Source organism: Streptomyces sp. NPDC031121 (assembly GCF_055570615.1).
This window is the reverse complement of record NZ_JBVIGV010000005.1, coordinates 205,842-230,002: the sequence shown is the minus strand read 5'-3', so window position 1 is coordinate 230,002 and position 24,161 is coordinate 205,842. Positions and strand designations below refer to the sequence as shown.

Annotated in this window: 22 protein-coding genes and 1 tRNA gene; 10 read left to right on the top strand and 13 right to left on the bottom strand. The window is 70.9% G+C overall.

The window, feature by feature from the left end; translation table 11 throughout:
- The first annotated feature begins 5 nt into the window (after window positions 1-5).
- A complete protein-coding gene (locus ACZ462_RS11210) occupies window positions 6-1,334 on the top strand; it encodes a serine/threonine-protein kinase (RefSeq protein ID WP_467805963.1) in 1,329 nt (442 codons plus the stop codon).
- 34 nt (window positions 1,335-1,368) lie between these two features.
- Here the strand turns inward: ACZ462_RS11210 and ACZ462_RS11205 are convergent, their stop codons facing one another.
- The 11 genes from ACZ462_RS11205 to dnaA all read right to left on the bottom strand — a co-directional run bounded on the left by ACZ462_RS11205 (window position 1,369) and on the right by dnaA (window position 15,811).
- Window positions 1,369-2,700 carry a hypothetical protein gene (locus ACZ462_RS11205; protein WP_467805964.1) on the bottom strand — a complete coding sequence of 444 codons (1,332 nt, stop codon included), beginning with the start codon at window positions 2,698-2,700 and terminating at the stop codon, window positions 1,369-1,371.
- Between the two features lie 99 nt (window positions 2,701-2,799).
- Window positions 2,800-2,934: a DLW-39 family protein gene (locus tag ACZ462_RS11200; RefSeq protein ID WP_208809277.1), complete on the bottom strand. Its 135-nt coding sequence runs from the start codon at window positions 2,932-2,934 to the stop codon at window positions 2,800-2,802.
- Between the two features lie 147 nt (window positions 2,935-3,081).
- Window positions 3,082-3,155: transfer RNA gene (locus ACZ462_RS11195), tRNA-Ile, on the bottom strand.
- 70 nt (window positions 3,156-3,225) lie between these two features.
- Window positions 3,226-3,918 carry a DUF3566 domain-containing protein gene (locus tag ACZ462_RS11190; protein ID WP_467805965.1) on the bottom strand — a complete coding sequence of 231 codons (693 nt, stop codon included), beginning with the start codon at window positions 3,916-3,918 and terminating at the stop codon, window positions 3,226-3,228.
- A 3-nt stretch (window positions 3,919-3,921) separates the two neighbouring features.
- A complete protein-coding gene (gene gyrA / locus ACZ462_RS11185; protein WP_467805966.1) occupies window positions 3,922-6,516 on the bottom strand; it encodes a DNA gyrase subunit A in 2,595 nt (864 codons plus the stop codon).
- Between the two features lie 42 nt (window positions 6,517-6,558).
- Window positions 6,559-8,616: a DNA topoisomerase (ATP-hydrolyzing) subunit B gene (gene gyrB, locus ACZ462_RS11180; RefSeq protein WP_468251790.1), complete on the bottom strand. Its 2,058-nt coding sequence runs from the start codon at window positions 8,614-8,616 to the stop codon at window positions 6,559-6,561.
- A gap of 452 nt (window positions 8,617-9,068) precedes the next feature.
- Window positions 9,069-9,569 (bottom strand): DciA family protein, encoded by a 501-nt coding sequence (locus ACZ462_RS11175; protein WP_467807434.1) that lies wholly within the window; start codon window positions 9,567-9,569, stop codon window positions 9,069-9,071.
- Between the two features lie 65 nt (window positions 9,570-9,634).
- Window positions 9,635-10,771: a DNA replication/repair protein RecF gene (gene recF, locus ACZ462_RS11170; protein ID WP_467807435.1), complete on the bottom strand. Its 1,137-nt coding sequence runs from the start codon at window positions 10,769-10,771 to the stop codon at window positions 9,635-9,637.
- A 68-nt stretch (window positions 10,772-10,839) separates the two neighbouring features.
- Window positions 10,840-11,715, bottom strand: coding sequence for a phosphogluconate dehydrogenase (NAD(+)-dependent, decarboxylating) (gene gnd / locus ACZ462_RS11165; RefSeq protein ID WP_467807436.1), 876 nt, complete (start codon window positions 11,713-11,715; stop codon window positions 10,840-10,842).
- 212 nt (window positions 11,716-11,927) lie between these two features.
- Window positions 11,928-13,058, bottom strand: coding sequence for a DNA polymerase III subunit beta (dnaN, locus tag ACZ462_RS11160; protein ID WP_125542065.1), 1,131 nt, complete (start codon window positions 13,056-13,058; stop codon window positions 11,928-11,930).
- A gap of 965 nt (window positions 13,059-14,023) precedes the next feature.
- Complete coding sequence (gene dnaA / locus ACZ462_RS11155) at window positions 14,024-15,811, bottom strand: chromosomal replication initiator protein DnaA (RefSeq protein WP_467807437.1); 1,788 nt, start codon at window positions 15,809-15,811, stop codon at window positions 14,024-14,026.
- A gap of 356 nt (window positions 15,812-16,167) precedes the next feature.
- Between dnaA and rpmH the strand changes: the two genes are divergently transcribed.
- The 9 genes from rpmH (at window position 16,168) to ACZ462_RS11110 (ending at window position 22,630) form a co-directional block, all read left to right on the top strand.
- Complete coding sequence (gene rpmH, locus ACZ462_RS11150) at window positions 16,168-16,305, top strand: 50S ribosomal protein L34 (RefSeq protein ID WP_007265229.1); 138 nt, start codon at window positions 16,168-16,170, stop codon at window positions 16,303-16,305.
- Window positions 16,306-16,326: 21 nt separating this feature from the next.
- Window positions 16,327-16,701 carry a ribonuclease P protein component gene (rnpA, locus tag ACZ462_RS11145; protein ID WP_125542062.1) on the top strand — a complete coding sequence of 125 codons (375 nt, stop codon included), beginning with the start codon at window positions 16,327-16,329 and terminating at the stop codon, window positions 16,699-16,701.
- On the top strand, window positions 16,698-16,979 hold the full coding sequence (gene yidD / locus ACZ462_RS11140; protein WP_114058348.1) for a membrane protein insertion efficiency factor YidD: 282 nt from the start codon (window positions 16,698-16,700) through the stop codon (window positions 16,977-16,979). The genes rnpA and yidD overlap by 4 nt, the downstream gene beginning before the upstream one ends.
- A gap of 3 nt (window positions 16,980-16,982) precedes the next feature.
- Window positions 16,983-18,086: a membrane protein insertase YidC gene (gene yidC, locus ACZ462_RS11135; protein ID WP_467807439.1), complete on the top strand. Its 1,104-nt coding sequence runs from the start codon at window positions 16,983-16,985 to the stop codon at window positions 18,084-18,086.
- Window positions 18,087-18,101: 15 nt separating this feature from the next.
- Window positions 18,102-18,614 (top strand): Jag family protein, encoded by a 513-nt coding sequence (locus ACZ462_RS11130; RefSeq protein WP_467807441.1) that lies wholly within the window; start codon window positions 18,102-18,104, stop codon window positions 18,612-18,614.
- Between the two features lie 142 nt (window positions 18,615-18,756).
- Window positions 18,757-19,473, top strand: a complete 717-nt coding sequence (gene rsmG, locus ACZ462_RS11125; protein ID WP_467807443.1) for a 16S rRNA (guanine(527)-N(7))-methyltransferase RsmG — start codon at window positions 18,757-18,759, stop codon at window positions 19,471-19,473.
- A 267-nt stretch (window positions 19,474-19,740) separates the two neighbouring features.
- Complete coding sequence (locus tag ACZ462_RS11120) at window positions 19,741-20,826, top strand: ParA family protein (RefSeq protein ID WP_467807444.1); 1,086 nt, start codon at window positions 19,741-19,743, stop codon at window positions 20,824-20,826.
- The gene (locus ACZ462_RS11115; protein ID WP_467807445.1) at window positions 20,823-21,908 is read left to right on the top strand and encodes a ParB/RepB/Spo0J family partition protein; all 1,086 of its coding nucleotides are present in this window, start codon (window positions 20,823-20,825) and stop codon (window positions 21,906-21,908) included. Before ACZ462_RS11120 ends, ACZ462_RS11115 begins: the two co-directional genes overlap by 4 nt.
- Before the next feature lie 104 nt (window positions 21,909-22,012).
- The gene (locus tag ACZ462_RS11110; RefSeq protein WP_467807446.1) at window positions 22,013-22,630 is read left to right on the top strand and encodes a GNAT family N-acetyltransferase; all 618 of its coding nucleotides are present in this window, start codon (window positions 22,013-22,015) and stop codon (window positions 22,628-22,630) included.
- 94 nt (window positions 22,631-22,724) lie between these two features.
- On the opposite strand, the gene trxA is transcribed toward ACZ462_RS11110, so the two are convergent.
- Both trxA and trxB read right to left on the bottom strand, forming a co-directional pair.
- Window positions 22,725-23,066: a thioredoxin gene (trxA, locus tag ACZ462_RS11105; protein ID WP_467807447.1), complete on the bottom strand. Its 342-nt coding sequence runs from the start codon at window positions 23,064-23,066 to the stop codon at window positions 22,725-22,727.
- A gap of 49 nt (window positions 23,067-23,115) precedes the next feature.
- Window positions 23,116-24,075, bottom strand: a complete 960-nt coding sequence (gene trxB, locus ACZ462_RS11100) for a thioredoxin-disulfide reductase (RefSeq protein ID WP_467807448.1) — start codon at window positions 24,073-24,075, stop codon at window positions 23,116-23,118.
- Window positions 24,076-24,161: the final 86 nt, after the last annotated feature.

Below are 24,161 nucleotides of genomic sequence, written 5' to 3'. Positions count from 1 at the left end.
CAGTCATGGGTGAGGTCTTCGCCGGCCGGTACGAGCTGGCCGACCCGATCGGCCGGGGCGGCATGGGCGCCGTCTGGCGGGCCTGGGACCACCGGCGGCGCCGGTACGTCGCCGCCAAGGTCCTCCAGCAGGGCGACGCCCACACCCTGCTGCGTTTCGTGCGCGAGCAGGCCCTGCGGATCGACCACCCGAACGTGCTGGCCCCGGCCAGCTGGGCGGCGGACGACGACAAGGTCCTCTTCACGATGGACCTCGTCGGCGGCGGCTCGCTCGCCCACCTGATCGGCGACTACGGCCCGCTGCCGCCCCGCTTCGTCTGCACGCTCCTCGACCAGCTCCTCGCGGGGCTGGCCGCGGTGCACGCGGAGGGCGTCGTCCACCGCGACATCAAGCCCGCCAACATCCTGCTGGAGGCGACCGGGACCGGCCGGCCGCACCTGCGGCTGTCCGACTTCGGCATCTCGATGCGCAAGGGCGAGCCCCGGCTCACCGAGACCGACTACGTGGTGGGCACCCCCGGCTACTTCGCACCCGAGCAACTCCTCGGCGCCGAGCCCGACTTCCCCGCGGACCTGTTCGCCGTCGGACTGGTCGCGCTGTACCTGCTCCAGGGCAGCAGGCCCGACTCCCGCGCCCTCGTGGAGCACTTCCGCGCCCACGGCACCCCGGACGCCCCCGGGGGCGTGCCCGCGCCGCTGTGGGACGTCGTCGCGAACCTCCTCCAGCCCGACCCGCAGAGCCGTTTCAAGACCGCCACCGGAGTCCGCCGGGCCCTCGCCGAGGCAGTGGAGCTGCTGCCGCCGGACCCGCCGGAAGCGGCCGACGTGGAGGTCTTCGACCAGCTGGGCCCGCTGCCGCCGGGCTTCGGCCCGCAGGGACCCCTGAGGGCGGCGGGCGGCGGCCCGGACCCCCGGAGCGCGGCGGCGGTGGCCCCGCCTGCGGCCCCTTCACCCCCGGCCGGCGTGCCGACGGCCGGGGCGGGGGCCGGCGAGCCGACCCGTACGGACCCCAGGGCGGCCGCGCCCGCACCGGCATGGACGCCCGCGGCCGCACCGGCTGCCGTGCCCGCCCGGGCGGCCGTGCCCGCCTCGGCTGCCGCGGCCGCCGCGGCCGTCCCCCGGGACTCCTCCACGACGGACAGCTTCCGCCTGGCCCCGCCGGTCCACGCCGCACCGCAGCCCGCCCCGTCGGCGCCGGGCCCGGCCGCTGCCGCCCTGCCCGAGCCGGCCGGCCGCGGCCGCGTCGCCCCGCCGTCGAAGGCGGCCGCCGCGGCGCTCCTCGCGGCCGCGCTGCTGTGCTTCGCCGTCGGCGTCTGGGCGCTGGCCCAGGCCTGAGGCCGGCCGCGGGCCGCTCCGCGGCCCGGGCCCGTCAGCCGGTGCGCCCGCGCCGGGCCAGCAGCAGCCAGCCGCCCAGGACGAGCAGGAGCAGCGTCCCGGTGCCGAAGCCGCCCGCCGCGACGGCGCCCATGGTCGCCCGCCGGTCCGCGGCCCGGACCGCCTCCGGCTCCGTCAGGCCCTCCCGGGCCGCCGCGAGGTCCGCGTCGTCGACGCCGAACCCGGACGGCGCCAGGCCCTCCGCGTACGGGGGCGGGGCCGCCGCCTTGCCCTGCACGGTCAGCCGCAGCGTCAGCGGCACGGGGACGGCGTCCTCGGTGAACTCGCCGACCTTCTCCCCGAGCGTGACCGCCAGGTAGTACCAGCCGGCGACCCGGGCCCCGGCCGCCTCCGCCTTGTTCGCGAACCGGTTCTCGTAGGCGACCGGCGCCGCGGGCGGGAGGGTGAGGGCCGCCTGCTTGCCGTCGTAGCCGGTGTCCTTGTCCGCGAGCACGCTGCGGTACGGCGTGTACAGGGTGACGCCGAGCCCCGTCGAGGCGGAGGCGTAGTCCTTCGTCAGCCTGGCCCCGGCGAGTTCGGCGCCGACCGACAGCTGCTGGCCCCAGTCCAGCGGCACCCGGTAGAAGCGCGTCTGGCCGGGCCTCAGGCCGTCCCGCCATACGCCGGTGCGCAGCGCGCGGGCGTCGTTGAAGCCGGTGCCGCCCTCGCGGGGCACCGGCTCGGACGCCGGCGGCTGCGGCGGGTCGGACGGCCATCCGCTGGGGGCGGCCGCGGGGGCGCTGCCGGTCTTCAGGCCGGGTTCGCGGGTGACGCTGAGCTCGACGGGCCAGGGTGACCGGTCGGAGTTCTTCGAGGCCTCCCGGGTGACCTTCACGTAGTAGACGCCGGCCTGCTGGCAGTCGCCGTCCTCCTGGAGCCGGCGCACCGCCGCGGCGCCGATGGGCCGGGCACCGAGGCCGTAGCCGAAGGTGGTCCGGCCGGGGCTGCCCGGGCAGGAGCGCCCGCCGGTGGTCATCACCGTGACCTCCAGGCCGTCGCTGCCGGAGTCGATCCTGGCGCCCGGGCTCGGCACCAGGACGGCGGAGACGTACACGTGGGACGTGTCGTCGAGGTTCAGCCGGTAGAAGCGGCTGCCGGGGGCGAGGCTGTCGCCGTACACGGCGCCCGGCTCCAGGGCGGGGGCGTCGGCCGAGGACTCCGCGCCCCGCACCTGGCGCGCCCCGTCGGCCGTCCGGTACGCCGGCAGCGGCTCCGCGGCCGCGTACGCGGTGCCCGGCGGTACCGCCGCGGCCAGGCCCAGGGCCGCGGCCGCCGCCGACAGCGTCCTGCGCAGCCGGTCCATCACACCCACCCCCGACTTTGCCAAAGCAAGCCAAATCTTTGCATAGCGGAATAATTCGTCACAGAACAGCACGAAGCCCCGGCCGCAAGGGCAGCCGGGGCTTCGTGGATCGGCCTTCGGGTCTCACACGCCGGAACCGGAGGGCACGGAGTCGGTTGCCTCCGTCCACAGGTCCTGCTCGGCGCGGTCCGCCTGGATCTGGCGGTACACGAGGAGACCGCCGATGGCGGCCAGTGCGACCAGGAGCAGCTTCTTCACCGCGCGACCTCGTCTTTCGTCGTCGTTGGGGGTACCTCTGGCCGCCCACAATACACACCGATCGATACCGTTCGGTGACCTGGGAGGCCCCGTACGGCCGAACGACGAAGACCCCCGGGCCTTCCGGCCTGGGGGTCTTCGACACTGTGGGGCTAACAGGATTTGAACCTGTGGCCTCATCCTTATCAGGGATGCGCTCTAACCAACTGAGCTATAGCCCCTCCGCGCTGCGCGCTGACTCCTGAAGATTAGCGCACAGACGCTGGAGTTCCCAAATCGCTGATCAGGGCCCTACTCGTCCTCGGCGAGCGTGAGCTCCACACCGCCGACGAAGCCCGCCGACAGGTTGTAGATGAACGCGCCCAGCGTCGCGAGCGCCGTCGCGAGCACGACGTCGATCACGGCGATGACCGAGGTGAAGACCAGCACCCGCGGCAGCGACATGAACGCCTGGAGGTCGAAGCCGTTGCTCTCGCTGGAGCCGGTCGCCTCGCTGATGGTGCTGCCCACGGTCGAGAAGACGCCCATGGCGTCCATGACCATCCACAGCACCGCCGCCGCGACGACCGTGCACACGCCGAGCGCGATCGACAGCAGGAAGCTGACCTTCATCACCGACCACGGGTCGGCCTTGGCCACCCGCAGCCGCGCCTTGCGCGTCCTGGGCGTCGTACGCACCCCCGGGCGCGGCGCGCGCTGCGAGGCCCCGCCGCGGGCCGCGCCGGGGCCCGAGGGGGCCTCGTACGCCTGCGGCGGGTGGTACGGCTGGGGCTTCTGCTGCTGGGGCTTCTGCTGCGCCCGGGGCTGCTTGCCGGCCTTCTCCTGCTTCGGCTGCTGCTTGGACCCGGACTTCGCACCGCGCTCGTCCGTCACGGTCGTCGCCCCGCCCTCGGCGTCCGCGGCCCCGGCCCGGGAGTCCGCGGCGGGGCCACGGGCACCGTCCTCCCCAGTCTTGGCCGGTCCGGCGCCCGTGGCTCCACTCACGACTTACTCCTCGTGCTCCCCGGCCGGAGGCTGTGCGCCCCCGGCTGCCTCGGCGGCCTGTGATTCGGCGGCCTCGGTCTCCTCGACCTCGTCAGCATCCTGACCCGCCTCGGCGTTCCGCGCGATACCTACCACGGCATCCCGCTTGCCCAGATTGATCAGCTGGACGCCCATGGTGTCACGGCCCGTCTCCCTGACTTCGCTGACTCGCGTACGGATCACACCACCGCCGAGCGTGATGGCGAGGATCTCGTCCGTCTCGTCGACCACGAGCGCCCCGACGAGCGAACCGCGGTCTTCCACGATCTTCGCAGCCTTGATGCCGAGACCGCCACGCCCCTGCACGCGGTATTCGTCCACCGGGGTCCGCTTCGCGTAGCCGCCGTCGGTCGCGGTGAAGACGTACGTACCGGGCCGGACCACGCTCATCGAGAGCAGCTCGTCGCCCTCGCGGAAGCTCATGCCCTTCACGCCGGAGGTGGCGCGGCCCATCGGGCGCAGCGCGTCGTCGGTCGCCGTGAAGCGGATCGACTGCGCCTTCTTGCTGATCAGCAGCAGGTCGTCCTCGGCGGAGACCAGCTCGGCGCCGATCAGCTCGTCGCCGCTGCCGTCCTCGCGGTCGCGCAGGTTGATGGCGATGACGCCGCCCGAGCGCGGGGAGTCGTAGTCCTTGAGCGGGGTCTTCTTCACCAGGCCGGCCTTGGTGGCCAGGATCAGGTAGGGCGCGGCCTCGTAGTCGCGGATCGCGAGGATCTGCGCGATCTGCTCGTCCGGCTGGAACGCCAGCAGGTTGGCCACGTGCTGGCCGCGGGCGTCGCGCCCGGCGTCCGGCAGCTCGTAGGCCTTGGCGCGGTAGACGCGGCCCTTGTTGGTGAAGAACAGCAGCCAGTGGTGGGTGGTGGACACGAAGAAGTGGTCGACGATGTCGTCCTGCTTCAGCTTCGTGCCGCGCACGCCCTTGCCGCCGCGCTTCTGCGAGCGGTAGTCCTCGGTCTTGGTCCGCTTGACGTAGCCGCCGTTGGTGATGGTGACGACGATGTCCTCTTCGGCGATCAGGTCCTCGATGGACATGTCGCCGTCGAACGGCACCAGCTTCGAGCGGCGGTCGTCGCCGAACTTGTCGACGATCGCGGCCAGCTCCTCGCTGACGATCGCGCGCTGCTTCTCGGGGGAGGCCAGGATCGCGTTGTACTCGTTGATCTTCGCCTGGAGCTCGTCGTGCTCGGCGACGATCTTCTGGCGCTCCAGGGCGGCCAGGCGGCGCAGCTGCATCTCGAGGATGGCGTTGGCCTGGATCTCGTCGATCGAGAGGAGGCCCATCAGGCCCTCGCGGGCGACCTCGACCGTGTCGCTGCGCCGGATGAGGGCGATGACCTCGTCGATGGCGTCGAGCGCGGCCAGCAGGCCGCGCAGGATGTGCGCCCGCTCCTCCGCCTTGCGCAGGCGGAAGCGGGTCCGCCGGACGATGACCTCGACCTGGTGGTGCACCCAGTGGCGGATGAACGCGTCCAGCGACAGGGTCCGCGGCACGCCGTCGACCAGCGCCAGCATGTTCGCGCCGAAGTTGGTCTGCAGGTCGGTGTGCTTGTACAGGTTGTTCAGGACGACCTTGGCGACGGCGTCGCGCTTGAGCACGATCACCAGGCGCTGGCCGGTCCGGGAGGACGTCTCGTCGCGGACGTCGGCGATGCCGCCGATCCTGCCGTCCTTGACGAGGTCGGCGATCTTCTGCGCCAGGTTGTCCGGGTTGACCTGGTACGGGAGCTCGGTGACCACCAGGCACTGGCGGTTCTGGATCTCCTCGACCGCGACGACGGCCCGCATGGTGATGGAGCCGCGGCCGGTGCGGTACGCCTCCTCGATGCCCTTGCGGCCCACGACGAGCGCGCCGGTCGGGAAGTCGGGGCCCTTGATGCGCTCCATGAGCGCGTCGAGCAGCTCCTCGTGCGGGGCCTCCGGGTTGGCCAGGTACCACTGGGCGCCCTCGGCGACCTCGCGCAGGTTGTGCGGCGGGATGTTGGTCGCCATGCCGACCGCGATGCCGGCGGAGCCGTTGACCAGGAGGTTCGGGAAGCGCGCCGGCAGGACCGTCGGCTCCTGGTTGCGGCCGTCGTAGTTGTCCGTGAAGTCGACGGTCTCCTCGTCGATGTCGCGGACCATCTCCATCGACAGCGGCGCCATCTTGCACTCGGTGTAGCGCATGGCGGCGGCCGGGTCGTTGCCCGGAGAGCCGAAGTTGCCGTTCGAGTCGACGAGCGGCATGCGCATCGACCACGGCTGGGCCAGGCGGACCAGGGCGTCGTAGATCGAGGAGTCGCCGTGCGGGTGGTAGGTGCCCATGACGTCGCCGACGACGCGGGCGCACTTGTAGAAGCCCTTCTCGGGCCGGTAGCCGCCGTCGTACATCGCGTACAGCACGCGGCGGTGCACCGGCTTGAGGCCGTCGCGCACGTCCGGCAGGGCGCGCGAGACGATGACGGACATCGCGTAGTCGAGGTAGGAGCGCTGCATCTCCGTCTCGAGCCCGACGGGCTCGATGCGCAGCTGCGGCTCGTCCTCCGCGGGGTTCTCGGCGGTGGGGGTGGTTTCGTCGGCCATTGCTGGTCAGAAATCCTTTCGGGCGGCCGTTTGAGAGCCGACTCAGATGTCGAGGAAGCGGACGTCCTTGGCATTGCGCTGGATGAAGGAGCGCCGGGCCTCGACGTCCTCGCCCATCAGCACGGAGAACAGGTCGTCGGCCTGGGCGGCGTCGTCCAGGGTGACCTGGCCGAGCACGCGGTGGTCGACGTCCATGGTGGTGACGCGCAGCTCCTCGGCGTTCATCTCGCCCAGACCCTTGAAGCGCTGGATCGAGTCCTCCCTGATCCGCTTGCCGTTCTGCTTGCCCAGCTCGACGAGCGCGTCGCGCTCCTTGTCGGAGTACGCGTACTCGAAGTCGTCCCGACCCCACTTGATCTTGTAGAGCGGCGGGCGGGAGAGGTACACGTGGCCGGCCTCGACCAGCGGGCGCATGAAGCGGAAGAGGAAGGTCAGCAGCAGGGTGTTGATGTGCTGGCCGTCGACGTCGGCGTCCGCCATCAGAATGATCTTGTGGTAGCGGAGCTTCTCGATGTCGAAGTCCTCGTGGACGCCGGTGCCGAAGGCGCTGATGAGGGCCTGGACCTCGGTGTTCTGGAGGATCTTGTCGATACGGGCCTTCTCGACGTTCAGGATCTTGCCGCGGATCGGCAGGATGGCCTGGTACATCGGGTTGCGGCCGGACTTGGCCGAGCCGCCCGCGGAGTCGCCCTCGACGATGAAGATCTCGCACTTCGTCGGGTCGTTGGACTGGCAGTCGGAGAGCTTGCCGGGCAGCGAGGCGCTCTCCAGCAGGCCTTTGCGGCGCGTCAGGTCGCGGGCCTTGCGGGCCGCGACGCGGGCCGTGGCGGCCTGGATCGCCTTGCGGACGATGTCCGCGGCCTCGTTGGGGTTGCGGTCGAACCAGTCGCTGAGGTGCTCGTGGACGACCTTCTGCACGAAGGTCTTCGCCTCCGTGTTGCCCAGCTTGGTCTTCGTCTGGCCCTCGAACTGCGGCTCGCCCAGCTTGACCGAGATGATCGCGGTCAGGCCCTCGCGGATGTCCTCGCCGGCGAGGTTGTCGTCCTTCTCGCGCAGCAGCTTCTTGTCGCGCGCGTAGCGGTTGACCAGGCCGGTGAGGGCCGCGCGGAAGCCCTCCTCGTGGGTTCCGCCCTCGTGCGTGTGGATCGTGTTCGCGAAGGAGTACACGCCCTCGGTGTACTGCGAGTTCCACTGCATCGCGATCTCGACCGAGAGCATCCGCTCCCTGTCCTCCGACTCGACGGAGATGACCGTCGGGTGGATGAGCTCGCCCTTGCGCGAGTTCAGGTACTTCACGAAGTCGACGATACCGCCCTCGTAGTAGTACCGGACCGTGCGGGCCTGCGGCTCCTCGGTCTCCTCGGCCGTCTCGGCGCCGACGGTGGCCTTGGCCGACTCCCGCTCGTCGGTCAGGCTGATGGTCAGGCCCTTGTTGAGGAAGGCCATCTCCTGGAAGCGGCGCGAGAGCGTCTCGAAGGAGTACTCGGTCGTCTCGAAGATGTCGCCGTCGGCCCAGAACGTGACCGAGGTGCCGTGCTCGCCGGTCTCCTCGTTCTTCGCGAGGGGGGCCGTGGGGACGCCCAGCTTGTAGTCCTGGGTGAAGCGGTGGCCGTCCCGCTTGACCTCGACCGCGACCTTCGTCGACAGCGCGTTGACGACGGACACGCCGACGCCGTGCAGACCGCCGGAGACGGCGTAGCCCCCGCCGCCGAACTTGCCGCCCGCGTGCAGGACGGTCAGCACGACCTCGACGGCCGGCTTGCCCTCCGACGGGACGATGTCGACGGGGATGCCGCGGCCGTTGTCGACCACGCGCACGCCGCCGTCGGCGAGGATCGTCACGTCGATGGTGTCCGCGTGGCCCGCGAGGGCCTCGTCGACGGAGTTGTCGACGACCTCGTACACGAGGTGGTGCAGACCGCGCTCGCCGGTCGAGCCGATGTACATGCCGGGCCGCTTGCGCACTGCGTCCAGGCCCTCCAGGACCTGGATCGCGGAGGCGTCGTACGAGGAGGTGACCTCCCCGTTCTCGCCGGCTGTGGACTGGTTGTCGTTGAGGTTGCCGGAATCGGCCACGAAGCGCCCTTTCTGGCACAGCACAGGCCGGACTCCGGGCCGGCGTGCGTGCCGGCGTGGAGCGGCTGCGTCGATCTGCGTTGTCAGCGTTTGTCAGCGTGTTCCCGCAACCGGGCGGGATTTGCTCCAGTCTACCGGTACCACGGACATCGATGGGGGTTTGCCGGTACCTGAGTACGCATGTGCCGCCCTGAACCTCCTCTCTCCGACTCCCCATATCCGGACCGGGGCTCAAAGAGGCTCACGCGGGCGTCCAGCGCTTCGGGCTGTCAAGCTCTCATCACCGTGAGGGACGCCACGGGGGCGGGCGGGTCCGACGGCCGTGCGGAGGCGCCTGCGGACCCGTGGGAAAGGCGCCGCGGAAGGGGCCACCGGGGCCGCGGGTGCAGGTGGGAGGGGGAGGGAGAAGGGGAGCGGACGCGGCGGAGCCGCGGTGGGGCGCGGGCGGCCCGGGGCCCCGCCGCACGGGCGGGCCGTCAGCCGTAGGTGTCGCCCGGGCCCGAGCTGCCGGGAGCCCGCCAGGGCCCGTACGGCTTGGGGCGGCCGCCCGGCCCCCGGACCTTGATCAGCCGGACCGTGCCCTGCCCGAGGTCGGCGTTCAGCCGCGCCACCAGCTGCGGGGCGAGCAGCTTCAGCTGGGCCGCCCAGGCCGAGGAGTCGCACCGTACGAAGAGCTCGCGCTCCTCATACCGTTCCGGTTCGCAGTGCGCGGCGATCTCCGGCCCGACGATCTCCGGCCAGCGCTCCATCACGCCGGCCACCGCCATCGGCATCTCCCAGCCGCGCTCCGTGCGCAGCCGCTCCAACGCCGCCATCAGCGGCAGGGGGTCCCGGCCGTCGGCCCGGGCACCCGAACGCAGGCCCGGCTGGTGCCTGCGGGCGCCGCGGCCGCCGGCGGCCGCGCCCCGGGCGCGCGCCTGCTCGCGGGCCGCCGCCAGGGCCTGCCGCGCCAGGTCGATCCCGGAGGGCTCCGGCATCCTGGGCCGCTCCCCCGGGCCGTTGCTTCCGCTTCCCGTTCCGGTCCCGCCCTGTCCGTGGTCGTTCACAGCCGGGTCACCTCACCGCCGGACACCCCGAACCTCGCCCCCGCGAGGACCCCGGGGACGTCGTCGTCCACCGCGGCCGTCACCAGCACCTGCTCGCCGGGCGCGACCAGCTCGGCCAGCCGCTCCCGGCGCCGGGCGTCCAGCTCCGCGAAGACGTCGTCGAGGATCAGCACCGGCTCGGAGCCCTCCGCGCGGAGCAGCTCGTACGAGGCCAGCCGCAGCGCCAGCGCGTACGACCAGGACTCGCCGTGGCTGGCGTACCCCTTGGCCGGCAGCTCGCCGAGCCGCAGCAGCACGTCGTCCCGGTGCGGCCCGACGAGCGTGACGCCCCGCTCGATCTCCTGCTTGCGCACCTGGGCCAGCGCCTGGAGCAGCACCTCGTACAGCTCCTCGCGGGAGCGGGCCGCGCCGCTGTCGACGGGATCGCCCGCGGAGCTGCGGTAGGCCAGGCCGAGCGGGCCGCCGCCGGGTGCGAGCTGCTCGTACGCCTTGTCCGCCAGCGGCAGCAGCGTCGCGATCAGGTCGAGCCGCTGCGCCAGCAGCTCGGCGCCGGCCCGGGCCAGGTGCTGGTCCCACACGTCCAGGGTGGACAGGTCCATCGAGCGGCCGCCGTGCCGGCGTGCCATCGCCGCGGACTTCAGCAGGGTGTTGCGCTGCTTGAGGACCCGCTCGTAGTCGGAGCGGACCCCGGCCATCCGCGGGGAGCGCGCGGTCACCAGCTCGTCGAGGAAGCGGCGGCGCTCGCCCGGGTCGCCCTTGACCAGGGCGAGGTCCTCCGGCGCGAAGAGCACCGTCCGGACGATGCCGAGCACGTCCCGGGGCCTGACCTGGGAGGACCTGTTGATCCGGGCGCGGTTCGCGCGGCCCGGGTTGAGTTCCAGTTCGACCAGCTGCTGCCGGTCGCCCTGCCGGACGGCGGCGCGGACCACGGCCCGCTCGGCGCCCATCCGGACGAGGGGGGCGTCCGAGGACACCCGGTGGCTGCCCAGCGTGGCCAGGTAGCCGACGGCCTCGACGAGGTTCGTCTTGCCCTGGCCGTTGGGGCCCACGAAGGCGGTGACGCCCGGGTCGAGGGGGACCTCGGCCCGGGCGTACGAGCGGAAGTCGGCCAGGGAGAGGTGCGAGACGTGCATGCGGCGCCGACCTCCCCCGGCTCTGCTCTGCTCTGCTGTGTGGTGCGGTGTGCCGCGGGTGCGGCGGGCTACTTCTTCTCCACCGCGTGGCCGCCGAACTGGTTGCGCAGCGCGGCGATCATCTTCATCTGCGGCGAGTCGTCCTGGCGCGAGGCGAAGCGCGCGAAGAGCGAGGCGGTGATCGCCGGCAGCGGGACGGCGTTGTCGATCGCCGCCTCCACGGTCCAGCGGCCCTCGCCGGAGTCCTGCGCGTAGCCGCGCAGCTGCTCCAGGTGCTCGTCCTCGTCGAGGGCGTTGACGGCCAGGTCGAGCAGCCAGGAGCGGATGACCGTGCCCTCCTGCCAGGAGCGGAACACCTCGCGGACGTCGGTGACGGAGTCGACCTTCTCCAGCAGCTCCCAGCCCTCGGCGTAGGCCTGCATCATGGCGTACTCGATGCCGTTGTGGACCATTTTCGCGAAGTGGCCGGCGCCGACCTTGCCGGCGTGGACGGAGCCGAAGTCGCCCTCGGGCTTCAGCGCGTCGAAGACGGGCTGGACGGCGGCCACGTGCTCCTTGTCGCCGCCGTACATGAGCGCGTAGCCGTTCTCCAGGCCCCACACGCCGCCGGAGACGCCGCAGTCGACGAAGCCGATGCCCTTGGCGGCGAGCTCCTCGGCGTGCTTCTCGTCGTCGGTCCACCGCGAGTTGCCGCCGTCGACGACGACGTCGCCGGGGGAGAGCAGCTCCCCGAGCTCGTCGATGGTGGACTGGGTCGCGGCGCCGGCCGGGACCATCACCCACACCACGCGGGGGGCCTGGAGGCCGTCCACAAGCTCCGACAGGCTGTGGACGTCGGCGAGGTCAGGGTTGCGGTCGTATCCGATGACGGTGTGGCCTGCGCGGCGGATGCGCTCGCGCATGTTGCCGCCCATCTTGCCGAGACCGACGAGACCGAGCTCCATCAGGTGGTTCCTTTTGCGTTGTGGCCGGGTGTACCGGATGCCCCCGGTGCCCGGGAGTACCCGGCTCCGAGCCTACGCCCGGCCGCGGCGCACGGCGCCACGGGCGCTCCGGGCTCCGCCGTACGGGGCCCGGGGGCTTGGCGGGGCGGGGCGGCAGCCGTCGGGGCCCGGCCCCGCGGGCTGCGGGAGCGGGCCCCGGTGACCGGCGGGCGTCAGCCGGAGAGGCGCACCGGCATGATCAGGTACTTGTAGGCCTCGTCCGCCTCGGCGTCCACGGCGGGGCGGCCGCTGAGCAGGGCCGGCTTGGTGGACGTGGTGAAGCTGAGCTGGGCGGCGGGCGAGTCGATCGCGCTGAGGCCGTCGAGCAGGAAGGTCGGGTTGAAGGCGATCGAGATGTCGTCGCCCTCCAGGACCGCGTCGACCCTTTCCACAGCCTGTGCGTCGTCGGAGGAGCCGGCCTCCAGGATCAGCACGCCCTGCTCGAAGCTCAGGCGGACCGGGGTGTTGCGCTCGGCGACCAGCGCGACGCGCTTGACGGCCTCCACGAAGGGGGCGGTCTCGATCACGGCGACGGAGTTGAACTCGGTCGGGAAGAGGGTGCGGTACTTGGGCAGGTCGCCTTCGAGGAGGCGGGTGGTGGTGCGGCGGCCGGCGCCCTCGAAGCCGATGAGGCCCTCGCCGGCACCGGAGCCGGACAGCGCCAGGGTGACGGTGTCGCCGCTGGTCAGGGACTTCGCGGTGTCGAGGAGCGTCTTGGCCGGGACGAGGGCGACGGCGGAGGCGTCCGGGTTCTCCGGCTTCCACAGGAACTCGCGGACCGCGAAGCGGTAGCGGTCGGTGGAGGCCAGGGTGACGCGGTCGCCCTCGATCTCGATGCGGACGCCGGTCAGGACGGGCAGCGTGTCGTCGCGGCCGGCGGCGATGGCGACCTGGGCGGCGGCGGCGGCGAAGACCTCGCCCGAGACGGTGCCGGTGGCGGTCGGCATCTGCGGCAGCGCCGGGTACTCCTCCACCGGCAGGGTGTGGAGGGTGAAGCGGGAGGAGCCGCAGACCACGGTCGCCCGTACACCGTCTGTGGAGATCTCCACCGGCCGGTTGGGGAGGGCGCGGCAGATGTCGGCGAGGAGCCGGCCGGAGACGAGGACGGTGCCGTCCTCCTCGACGTCCGCCTCGACGGAGACGCGGGCCGAGACCTCGTAGTCGAAGCCGGAGAGGGACAGCGTCCCGTCCTCGGCCTTCAGCAGCAGGCCCGCGAGGACGGGCACCGGCGGCCGGGCCGGGAGGCTGCGGGCAGCCCAGGCCACCGCCTCCGCGAGTACGTCGCGCTCCACCCGGATCTTCACCGGAACCGCCTCCTGCTGTTGCTCGCTCGTCCGTCTGCCGGCCTTCGTCGTCGGCCCGCCGCTGCCGTGCCCCGGGGGCTGCGGCCCGTCGGTGCCGGGAACCAGTCTGACGTACGGCACCGACAGCGCGTGCTGCTGGCCGTCAAATCGGGAGCGAGGTGTCGGGGAGGCCTTCGGGCCGGGTTGTGCACAGGAGCTGCTTGAAAACCGATTCCGAGCTAACTGTCCATGGGGGTAGTAGTAGGGGTTGTGGAAACCGTGGATAAGCCCGTTTCCGCAGGTCAAGCCCCGGTTTTTATCCCCATGCCCTGTGGGTGGCGCCGTGGACAACACGGTGTTGCTGTGGAGAACGAAAAGTTCTGCACAGGTCGTCCCCAGGTGACCCGGAGTAGTCCACAGCTGCGTCCCCAGTTTTCCCCCAGTACTCCACAGCCCAAACGTCGACTTTGGTGTGACGGCTTTCACTCCGGCCGGTGAGCGGGGTCACTCGGTTGCCGAACAGTGGACAGCGGTGTGGGTAACCCATCGGAACCTGTGCACAGGATGCGGCAACCTGTGGGTGAGCGGTGGACAACGCTATGGAGGGGTCTGTGGACGGATTGGATGTCCACAGACTGTGGATATCTTCGGTGCACAATTCCACAGGCCGCTGACCTGCCCTGATGCTCCCTCACCAGCCAGCCCTGTGGACAGATTGTGGGTGACGAAACCCGTCCCCACCCTGTGGACCCAAGAAAGTCCCGCAATCTGTGGACAAGTTGCTCCGCAGGGGGCGTATTCGAACAGACCAGGAGCGCACGCATGAAGAAGGGCGCCCCCGGAGTGATCCGGAAGCGCCCTGTGGATGCGTTTGGCCGCGCATCGGAAGTCCGTGGAAAGCCCGCTGACGGGCCGTCGGGGGTCGTCGGAGCAGCCGGCCCGGGCAGCCGCGGCCGACCTGTGGATGCTGTGGACGAAGCGCCGTCTCAGGCGTTCTTGATGCGGTTGGTGAGCTCGGTGACCTGGTTGTAGATGGACCGCCGCTCCGCCATCAGGGCGCGGATCTTGCGGTCCGCGTGCATGACGGTCGTGTGGTCGCGGCCGCCGAAGTGCGCGCCGATCTTCGGCAGGGAGAGGTCCGTCAGCTCCCGGCAGAGGTACATCGCGATCTGCCGCGCCGTGACCAGCACCCGGCTGCGCGAGGAGCCGCACAGGTCGTCCACCGTCAGGCCGAAGTAGCCGGCGGTCGCCGCCATGATGTCCCCGGCCGTGATCTCGGGCGCAGAGTCCTCGCCGCCGGGGATCAGGTTCTTCAGGACGTCCTCGGTCAGGCCCAGGTCGACCGGCTGCCGGTTCAGGCTCGCGAAGGCGGTGACCCGGATCAGGGCGCCCTCCAGCTCGCGGATGTTGCGCGAGATGCGGGAGGCGATGAACTCCAGTACCTCCGGCGGCGCGTTGAGCTGCTCCTGCACCGCCTTCTTGCGCAGGATCGCGATCCGCGTCTCCAGCTCGGGCGGCTGGACGTCCGTGATCAGACCCCACTCGAAGCGGTTGCGGAGCCGGTCCTCCAGGGTGACGAGCTGCTTCGGCGGCCGGTCGGAGGACAACACGATCTGCTTGTTCGCGTTGTGCAGCGTGTTGAAGGTGTGGAAGAACTCCTCCTGCGTCGACTCCTTGCTCGCGAGGAACTGGATGTCGTCGACCAGCAGGATGTCCATCTCGCGGTAGCGCTTGCGGAACGCGTCGCCCTTGCCGTCGCGGATGGAGTTGATGAACTCGTTGGTGAACTCCTCCGAGCTCACGTAGCGCACCCGCGTCCCCGGGTACAGGCTGCGCGCGTAGTGCCCGATGGCGTGCAGCAGGTGCGTCTTGCCCAGGCCGGACTCGCCGTAGATGAAGAGCGGGTTGTACGCCTTGGCGGGCGCCTCTGCCACGGCCACGGCGGCCGCGTGTGCGAAGCGGTTGGACGCACCGATGACGAAGGTGTCGAAGAGGTACTTCGGGTTCAGCCGGGCCGTCGGCTCCAGCGGGCCCGACGTGGAGCCGGAGGACGGCGCCGGCGGCGCGGGCCGGCCGGGCGCCGGGCGCGGCGCGGCCTGCTCGTACTGCTGCTTCTCGTAGGGGAGCGGCGGCTGCGGGTCGTAGGACTCGTACGGCTTCTGCTCGTAGGAGCCCTGCTCGTAGCCGTTCTGGTCGTACGGGCCCTGCTCGTAGCCGCCGGAGTCGGGCTGCTGGAGGTAGCCGGGCTGCGGGGAGGCATAGGGGTCGCGCTCCGGGAAGCCGCCGAGGCGGGGCTGCTGCCAGCCGTAGTCGTCCTGCTGGCCGCCGCGGGGCCAGGCGCCCGGCTCCGGGCGCGGCTGCTGGTAGTCCGGGTAGGCGGGCCTGGCCGTCGGCAGCTGGTCGTCGCCGGGGCCGGCGTGCCCGACGGGGCGCTGGCCGCCGTACGGCTCGTACGCCTCACCGCGCTGCGGGGCCGGAGGCGCCATGGGCGCGGGCTCGCCGGCCGAGTCGTCGACGGTGATGGCGATGCGGATGGGGCGGCCGCACTCGCGGCTCAGCGCATCGCTGATCAGCGGGGCGAGGCGGCCCTCCAGGACGCGCTTGCCGTACTCGTTGGGAACGGCGAGCAGCGCGGTGTCGGCGACCAGGGCCAGGGGCTGGCAGCGCTCGATCCACTGCTGGTCCTTGGGCTCGATCGCCTGCTGGCCCTCCCCCAGGAGCTTGTCGAGCACCCGTGGCCACACTGCGGCAAGATCGGCAGGTACGTCAGCCACAGGGCACGCTCTCTCACAGGGGTCCCACGAATGTGTGGTTCTTTGGGACGGTCGGGACAAAAAATCCAGGGTCAGACAACGGTAGTCAGCGCAACCGGTACGGTTCAAGTCGTTGTCCACAGCCTGTGCACAGCGCGGGGTGGCATCGCCTCGGTTTGACCGGATGGCGTAGCCGCGCGTACCGTAACGAGGTCGAGTTGTCGATGGCTGCTGCCGCCTGCCTACCGATGGGCGAGGATCACTAGTTCGTGATCGTTGAGCGGTGCCACTCGGGCGAACACGCGAGCTTCCTCGTGGGCGCACGGTGACAGCCAGGCGATGTCCCGCCACAACGATTCATTCTCTGGAGCCCCCGAGTGAGCAAGCGCACCTTCCAGCCGAACAACCGCCGCCGCGCCAAGACCCACGGCTTCCGCCTGCGGATGCGTACGCGCGCCGGCCGCGCCATCCTGGCGAACCGCCGCAGCAAGGGCCGCTCTGCCCTCTCCGCGTAACCACACGCAGGTAGTGACGTCGTGCTGTCTCCCGACAATCGGCTGAGGCGGCGCGAGGACTTCGCGAGCGCGGTACGACGGGGCCGCAGGGCCGGTCGCCCGCTCCTCGTCGTCCACCTACGTACAAGCGGTGCAACGGACCCGCACGAGCCGGGGGAGACTGATCCCCCGACGCGTGCGGGTTTCGTCGTCAGCAAGGCCGTGGGCGGTGCCGTGGTCCGGAACCGGGTCAAGCGCCGGCTGCGCCATCTGGTGCGCGAACGGCTGACCCGGCTCCCCGCCGGTAGCCTGGTGGTGGTGCGGGCACTGCCCGGATCGGGCGATGCCGGCCCCGAGGATCTGGCCCGGGACCTGGATGCCGCCCTGCTGCGGCTCCTGGGAGGCGCAGCTCGATGAAGTACCCGCTGCTCGCTCTGATCAAGCTGTACCAGTGGACGATCAGTCCGCTGCTCGGCCCGGTGTGCCGTTATTACCCCTCGTGCTCGCGCTACGGGTTCACGGCCATCGACCGGCATGGTGCGGTGAAGGGGACGGTTCTGACCGTCTGGCGGATCCTGCGGTGCAACCCGTGGACCGCAGGCGGCGTGGACCATGTCCCACCTCGTAAACGCCCGCGTTGGCACGAGCAGCTGCGCAGTGCGTTGCGTAGATCTCGCAATGCTCAAGGAGCCTGATTAGTGGACACGATTGCCAGTCTGTTCAGCTTTATCACCACGCCCGTCTCGTGGATCATCGTGCAGTTCCACTCGCTGTACGGTGCGATCTTCGGTGCGGACAGTGGGTGGGCCTGGGGCCTGTCCATCGTGTCCCTCGTGGTCCTGATCCGCATCTGCCTGATCCCGCTCTTCGTGAAGCAGATCAAGGCGACGCGCGGCATGCAGGCGCTCCAGCCGAAGATGAAGGCGATCCAGGAGCGCTACAAGAACGACAAGCAGCGCCAGTCCGAAGAGATGATGAAGCTGTACAAGGAGACGGGCACCAACCCGCTCTCCTCGTGCCTCCCCATCCTGGCGCAGTCCCCGTTCTTCTTCGCCCTCTACCACGTGCTCGCGACCATCGCCGACGGCAAGACCATCGGCGTCCTGGACGAGCAGCTCGTCGACAGCGCCCGGTCCGCCCGCATCTTCGGCGCCCCGATCGCGGCGAAGTTCATGGACAGCGAGGAGAAGGTCGCCGCGCTCGGCGCCTCCCTGACCGATGTCCGCATCGTGACCGCAGTCATGATCATCATGATGTCGCTGTCGCAGTTCTACACGCAGCGCCAGCTGATGCAGAAGAACGTCGACCTCACGGTCAAGACGCCGTTCATGCAGCAGCAGAAGATGCTCATGTACATCTTCCCGGTGATCTTCGCGGTCATGGGCGTCAACTTCCCCGTCGGTGTCCTCGTCTACTGGCTGACCACCAACGTCTGGACCATGGGCCAGCAGATGTACGTGATCAACCAGAACCCGACGCCGGGCAGCAAGGCCCAGGACCAGTACCTGACGCGCCTCCTCAAGCACGTCTCCTCGCACGAGGGCGTCAAGGGCCGGGGCCGGAAGAAGATCGTCGCGTCGATCGTGGCCAAGGGCCCGGACCGCAACGAGATCGAGCGCAAGTTCATCACGTCGCTGACGAAGCAGGGCCTGGCCGCCCAGGCCGACGGCTCCGTCGTCAAGAGCGCCGTGGTCACGGCGGACGCCGATGCGGCGAGCGGCGGCGCCCCCAAGCGCCAGCAGCCCAAGCGCCAGACGAAGTCGCAGCGCCAGACGCCCTCCAAGCCCTCTCCCAAGAAGTAAGAAGGAGTCCCTCCCGTGACGGAAGGCACCACCACCGCCGCCGCCCAGAGTGGCGACACCCTCACCCGCCTCGAGCAGGAGGGTGAGATCGCGGCCGACTACCTCGAGGGTCTGCTGGACATCGCCGACCTCGACGGCGACATCGACATGGACGTCGAGGCCGACCGCGCCTCGGTGTCGATCGTCAGCGACTCGGGCAGCCGCGACCTGCAGAAGCTCGTCGGCCGCGACGGCGAGGTCCTGGAGGCCCTGCAGGAGCTCACCCGCCTCGCCGTCCACCGCGAGACCGGCGACCGCAGCCGCCTGATGCTGGACATCGGCGGCTTCCGGGCCAAGAAGCGCGAGGAGCTGGCGGCCGTCGGCGCCAAGGCCGCGGCCGACGTCAAGGCGTCCGGTGAGCCGGTGAAGCTCGCCCCCATGACGCCGTTCGAGCGCAAGGTCGTCCACGACGCCGTGGCGGCCGCCGGGCTGAAGAGCGAGTCGGAGGGCGAGGAGCCGCAGCGCTTCGTCGTCGTGCTCCCGGCCTGACCCCGAGCCCGAGTCCTCGGCCCCGTCTGTCTCGCAGACGGGGCCGATGTTTGTCAGCCTGGCATTGCCGGGCGGGCCTGCCCCGCCCGAGCGGTGCATCCCCTCGATCCACGCGGTACGCGATACGGAAGGACGGTCCCCCGTGACGGAGGCAGCGGAGCTTCCCCCGGCACCCGAGCAGGCGCGCGCGGTGTTCGGCGAGTTTTTCCCGGAAGCTGTGCGGTATGCGGAGCTGCTGGCCGACGCGGGCGTCAAGCGCGGCCTGATCGGCCCGCGCGAGGTCCCGCGCCTGTGGGAGCGGCACCTGCTGAACTGCGCCGTCCTGTCGGAGGTCGTCCCCGAGGGCGTCACCGTGTGCGACGTGGGCTCCGGCGCCGGCCTCCCCGGCATCCCGCTGGCCCTCGTACGGCGGGACCTCAAGATCACGCTGCTGGAGCCCCTGCTGCGGCGCACCACCTTCCTCCAGGAAGCCGTGGAGCTGCTGGGGCTGGACCACGTCACGGTGGTCCGCGGCCGCGCCGAGGAGATGCTCGGCAAGGTGCCGCCGGTGCACGTGGTGACCGCGCGTGCGGTGGCCCCGCTGGACCGGCTCGCGGGCTGGGGCGTGCCGCTGCTGCGCCCGTACGGCGAGATGCTGGCCCTCAAGGGCGACACCGCGGAGGAGGAGCTGGTGGCGGCGAAGACCGCGCTCGCCAAGCTCGGTGTGGTGAAGACCTCGGTGCTGCACGTCGGCGAGGGTGTGGTGGATCCCATGTCGACGGTGGTCCGGGTGGAGGTCGGCGAGAGCCCCGGCGGGGTGAGGTTCGCCGCCAAGCGGGCGAAGGCGGCCCGGGTCGGGCGCGTCCGCCGGCGCCGCTGACCGAGGCGCCCACTCGGGTGCGGCGGGTCCGCCATCGGCCCCGTTGTGCCCGATAGGTGTGGATTTCGGAGTGTCGGAGGGGCCTGAAGGCTGCGTTTCGGCATCGTGTTTCACGTGAAACGTCGCTCTCTGCTGCACGGAATCATCAGTCGCGGCCGTGCGGCCGCGGCCCCCCGCTCCCGCAAGGAGGCAGGGGGGACAGAGTTGTCCACAGGTGTGGATTCATCCACAGGTACACGGGCCCCGCTGGTTCGCGACCCCGGTGCCATGGCAGGCTCTCTTCAGCCCGAGCCTGATGTCGAGGAGAGTGACACCGTGCGGTCCGACGCCAACCTCGCGGGGCCGATGGCCGATCCGGTCCCCGGTCCCCGCTCCGAATCGGCGGGCGGCGATGTTTCACGTGAAACACCGCCCCCGCCTCCTGTCGACAACGACGCCTCCCTGGGCGGCGCGTCCTTCGCGGTCGAGCCGCTGGCCCGTTCGGGTGAGGGGCTGCCGAGGCCGGCGCAGACCAGGGTGATCGTGGTCGCCAACCAGAAGGGCGGCGTGGGCAAGACCACGACGACGGTGAACCTCGCGGCCTCCCTGGCCCTGCACGGTGCACGCGTCCTGGTCATCGACCTCGACCCGCAGGGCAACGCCTCCACCGCGCTCGGCATCGACCACCACGCCGAGGTCCCCTCCATCTACGACGTCCTGGTGGACAGCCGCCCGCTGCTCGAAGTCGTCCAGCCCGTCGTGGACGTGGAAGGCCTCTTCTGCGCCCCGGCCACCATCGACCTCGCAGGCGCGGAGATCGAGCTCGTCTCGCTCGTGGCGCGCGAAAGCCGCCTCCAGCGGGCCATCCAGGCGTACGAGCAGCCGCTGGACTACATCCTCATCGACTGCCCGCCTTCCCTGGGCCTGCTGACGGTCAACGCGATGGTCGCTGGAGCCGAGGTCCTGATTCCGATCCAGTGCGAGTACTACGCCCTGGAGGGGCTCGGCCAGCTGCTGCGCAACGTCGACCTGGTGCGGGCACACCTGAACCCGGCGCTGCACGTGTCCACGATCCTGCTGACGATGTACGACGGCAGGACGCGGCTGGCCTCCCAGGTGGCGGAGGAGGTCCGCACCCACTTCGGGAGCGAGGTGCTGCGGACGAGCATCCCCCGGTCGGTGCGCATCTCCGAGGCGCCGAGCTACGGGCAGACGGTTCTCACCTACGACCCGGGCTCCAGCGGCGCCCTCTCCTACATGGAAGCGGCGCGGGAGATGGCGCTGCGGGGGGCCGGACTCCATTACGACGGCCGCAACGCCCACGTGGGCGCGGGCATGAACAGCACGCAGAGCATGGCGGAGGGGATCCAATGAGTGAGCGACGTAGGGGTCTGGGGCGGGGGCTCGGCGCGCTGATCCCCGCGGCTCCCCAGGAGCGCACGCCCGCGGCGGGCACGGGGCCGGTGGCAGCCGCCCTGCCGGGGCCTGCTTCCGAGCGGGGGATCGCCGCGGCGAAGCTGACCTCCCTCGCGCAGGCCGATGTTTCACGTGAAACATCGATCGCGGTCGCCGAGCCGAGCGGCACGATCACGGCGGAACCCGCGGCCGGCGAGGTGGCGGGAGCCACCTTCGCGGAAATCGCCGTGGACGAGATCGAGGCGAACCCGTGGCAGCCCCGTGAGGTCTTCGACGGTGGCGCCCTGGCCGAGCTGGTCACTTCCATCCGGGAGGTGGGACTGCTCCAGCCGATCGTCGTACGGCGGGCTTCGGCCGGCGGCTACGAGCTGATCATGGGCGAGCGGCGCCTGCGCGCCTGCAGGGAGGCCGGCCTCCAGCGCATCCCGGCGATCATCCGGGCCACCGAAGACGACAAGATGCTGCTGGACGCCCTGCTGGAGAACCTCCACCGGGCGCAGCTGAACCCGCTGGAAGAGGCCGCAGCCTACGACCAGCTGCTGCGGGACTTCAACTGCACCCACGACGAGCTCGCGGACCGCATCGGCCGTTCTCGTCCACAGGTGACGAACACCCTCCGGCTCCTGAAGCTGTCGCCGAAGGTGCAGCGCCGGGTGGCTGCCGGTGTCCTGCTGGCCGGCCACGCCCGTGCTCTGCTCGGTGTCGAAGACCCGGAGGCCCAGGACCAGCTCGCGGCCCGCATCGTCGCGGAAGGCCTGTCCGTGCGTTCGGTCGAGGAGATCGTCTCGCTCATGAGCTCGGAGCCGGCGGCCGCGGTGAAGCCGAAGGGCCCCCGTGCGGGCGGCCGGGTGTCCCCGGCCCTCAGCGAGCTGGCGACGCGGCTGTCGGACCGTTTCGAGACGCGGGTGAAGGTCGACCTGGGACAGAAGAAGGGCAAGATCACCGTCGAGTTCGCCTCGATGGAGGATCTGGAGCGGATCCTGGCGACCCTGGCCCCCGGCGAGGGCCGGGTGCTGGAGCAGGGGCAGTCCGCGGAGTGACCTCCCGCCCGCCAAGGGGCGGAGCGCGCCGGTGCTGCCGGGGCGGTCCGCCCCTTTGGCTTGTAGCGGTTTCTCCTGATTCGGGCTCTGGATACGATGCGCTCATGGGGCGTCGGTTGGTACCACTCACACTGGACAACCTGCGGGACCTGCCTCGGCGTTGCCGGTCCTGCGTGTTCTGGGAGCTGGATCCGGTCAGCGGCGAGGCCGCCGTGAAGGCAGGGACGTCCGAACTCGAAAAAGAGGGGTGGATCTCCGCCGTCCTGCTGGAGTGGGGTTCGTGCGGCCGCGTCGTCTACGTCGACGAGGTCCCGGTCGGCTTCGTGATGTACGCGCCACCTGCCTATGTCCCCCGCTCGACGGCCTTCCCGACGAGCCCGGTCTCACCTGACGCGGTGCAGCTGATCACCGCGTGGATCAGCCCGGGGTACCAGGGGCAGGGGCTGGGGCGGGTGATGGTGCAGACGGTGGCCAAGGACCTGCTGCGGCGCGGGTTCCGCGCCATCGAGGCGTTCGGCGACGCCCGCTGGGAGGGGCCGGCCTGCCTGCTCCCCGCCGACCACCTCCTGGCGGTGGGCTTCAAGACGGTCCGGCCGCACGCCCTGCACCCGCGGCTGCGGTTGGAGCTGCGCTCCACGCTGTCCTGGAAGGAGGACGTGGAGCTGGCGCTGGACCGCCTCCTCGGAGGGGCCCGCAAGGAGCCGGCGCTGCGCCCCCTGTGAACGCCGCGGCTCCGGACGGGGCCGCACATGTGAAACGGGGCCGCCCCTCAGGGGCAGCCCCGTTTCACGTGAAACATCGCGGAGATGACTGCTGTCAGGCGGTCGGGCCCCCGACGAAGTCGCTCAGGTCGCGCAGGATGGCCGCCTTGGGCTTGGCACCGACGATGGTCTTGACGACCTCACCGCCCTGGTAGACGTTCAGGGTCGGGATGGACATGACGCCGTACTTGGCCGCCGTGCTCGGGTTCTGGTCGATGTTGAGCTTGACGACCTCGATCTGGTCGCCGTACTCGGCGGCGATGGCCTCCAGGGACGGCGCGATCTGGCGGCAGGGGCCGCACCACTCGGCCCAGAAGTCCACCAGGACGGGCTTGGTGCTCTTGAGGACCTCGGTCTCGAAGTCGGCGTCGGTCACGTTCTTGAGGGTGCCGGCCACAGCGGCCTCCTATTTCTTCCTGCGGGGTGTTGAGTGGGGGGAGTCTGGGTCAGACCGTCGCGTGGGCCTTCTCGGCGTGCGAGATGGCGGCGAGGAAGCGCTCGGCGTCGAGGGCGGCCGAGCAGCCGGTGCCCGCGGCGGTGATGGCCTGACGGTACGTGTGGTCGACGACGTCGCCGGCGCCGAACACGCCGGTGACGTTGGTGCGCGTCGAGGGGGCTTCCACCTTCAGGTAGCCCTCGTCGTCGAGCTCCAGCTGGTCCTTGAAGAGCTCGGTCCGGGGGTCGTGGCCGACGGCGATGAACAGGCCGGTCACGGGCAGCGCGGAGGTCTCGCCGGTCTTGGTGTTGCGCAGCGTCAGACCGGAGAGCTTCTGCTCGCCGTGGATCTCGGCGACCTCGCTGTCCCAGGCGAACCGGATCTTCGGGTCGGCGAAGGCGCGGTCCTGCATGGCCTTGGAGGCGCGCAGAGCGTCGCGGCGGTGGACGACGGTGACGGACTTGGCGAACCGGGAGAGGAACGTGGCCTCTTCGATCGCGGTGTCGCCGCCGCCGACGACGGCGATGTCCTGGTCCTTGAAGAAGAAACCGTCGCAGGTGGCGCACCAGGAGACGCCGCGGCCGGAGAGGGCGTCCTCGTTGGGCAGGCCGAGCTTGCGGTGCTGCGAGCCGGTGGCGACGATAACGGCCTTGGCGCGGTGGACGGTGCCGGCCGTGTCGGTGACGGTCTTGATCTCGCCGGCCAGGTCCACGGACACGATGTCGTCCGCGACGAGTTCGGCGCCGAAGCGCTCGGCCTGGCCGCGCATGTTGTCCATCAGGTCCGGGCCCATGATGCCGTCGCGGAAGCCCGGGAAGTTCTCGACCTCGGTCGTGTTCATCAGCGCACCGCCGGCGGTGACGGCGCCCTCGAAGACGAGCGGCTTGAGCGAAGCGCGTGCGGTGTAGAGGGCGGCCGTGTATCCGGCCGGCCCGGAACCGATGATGATCACGTTTCGGACGTCGCTCACGGGTCTCTTCCTCGTCTCTGTGGACTGCGCGCTGCTGGCCGGGGGCCGGTGTGGAGTCTCACCCCACCCAACGGATCCTAAGGCGC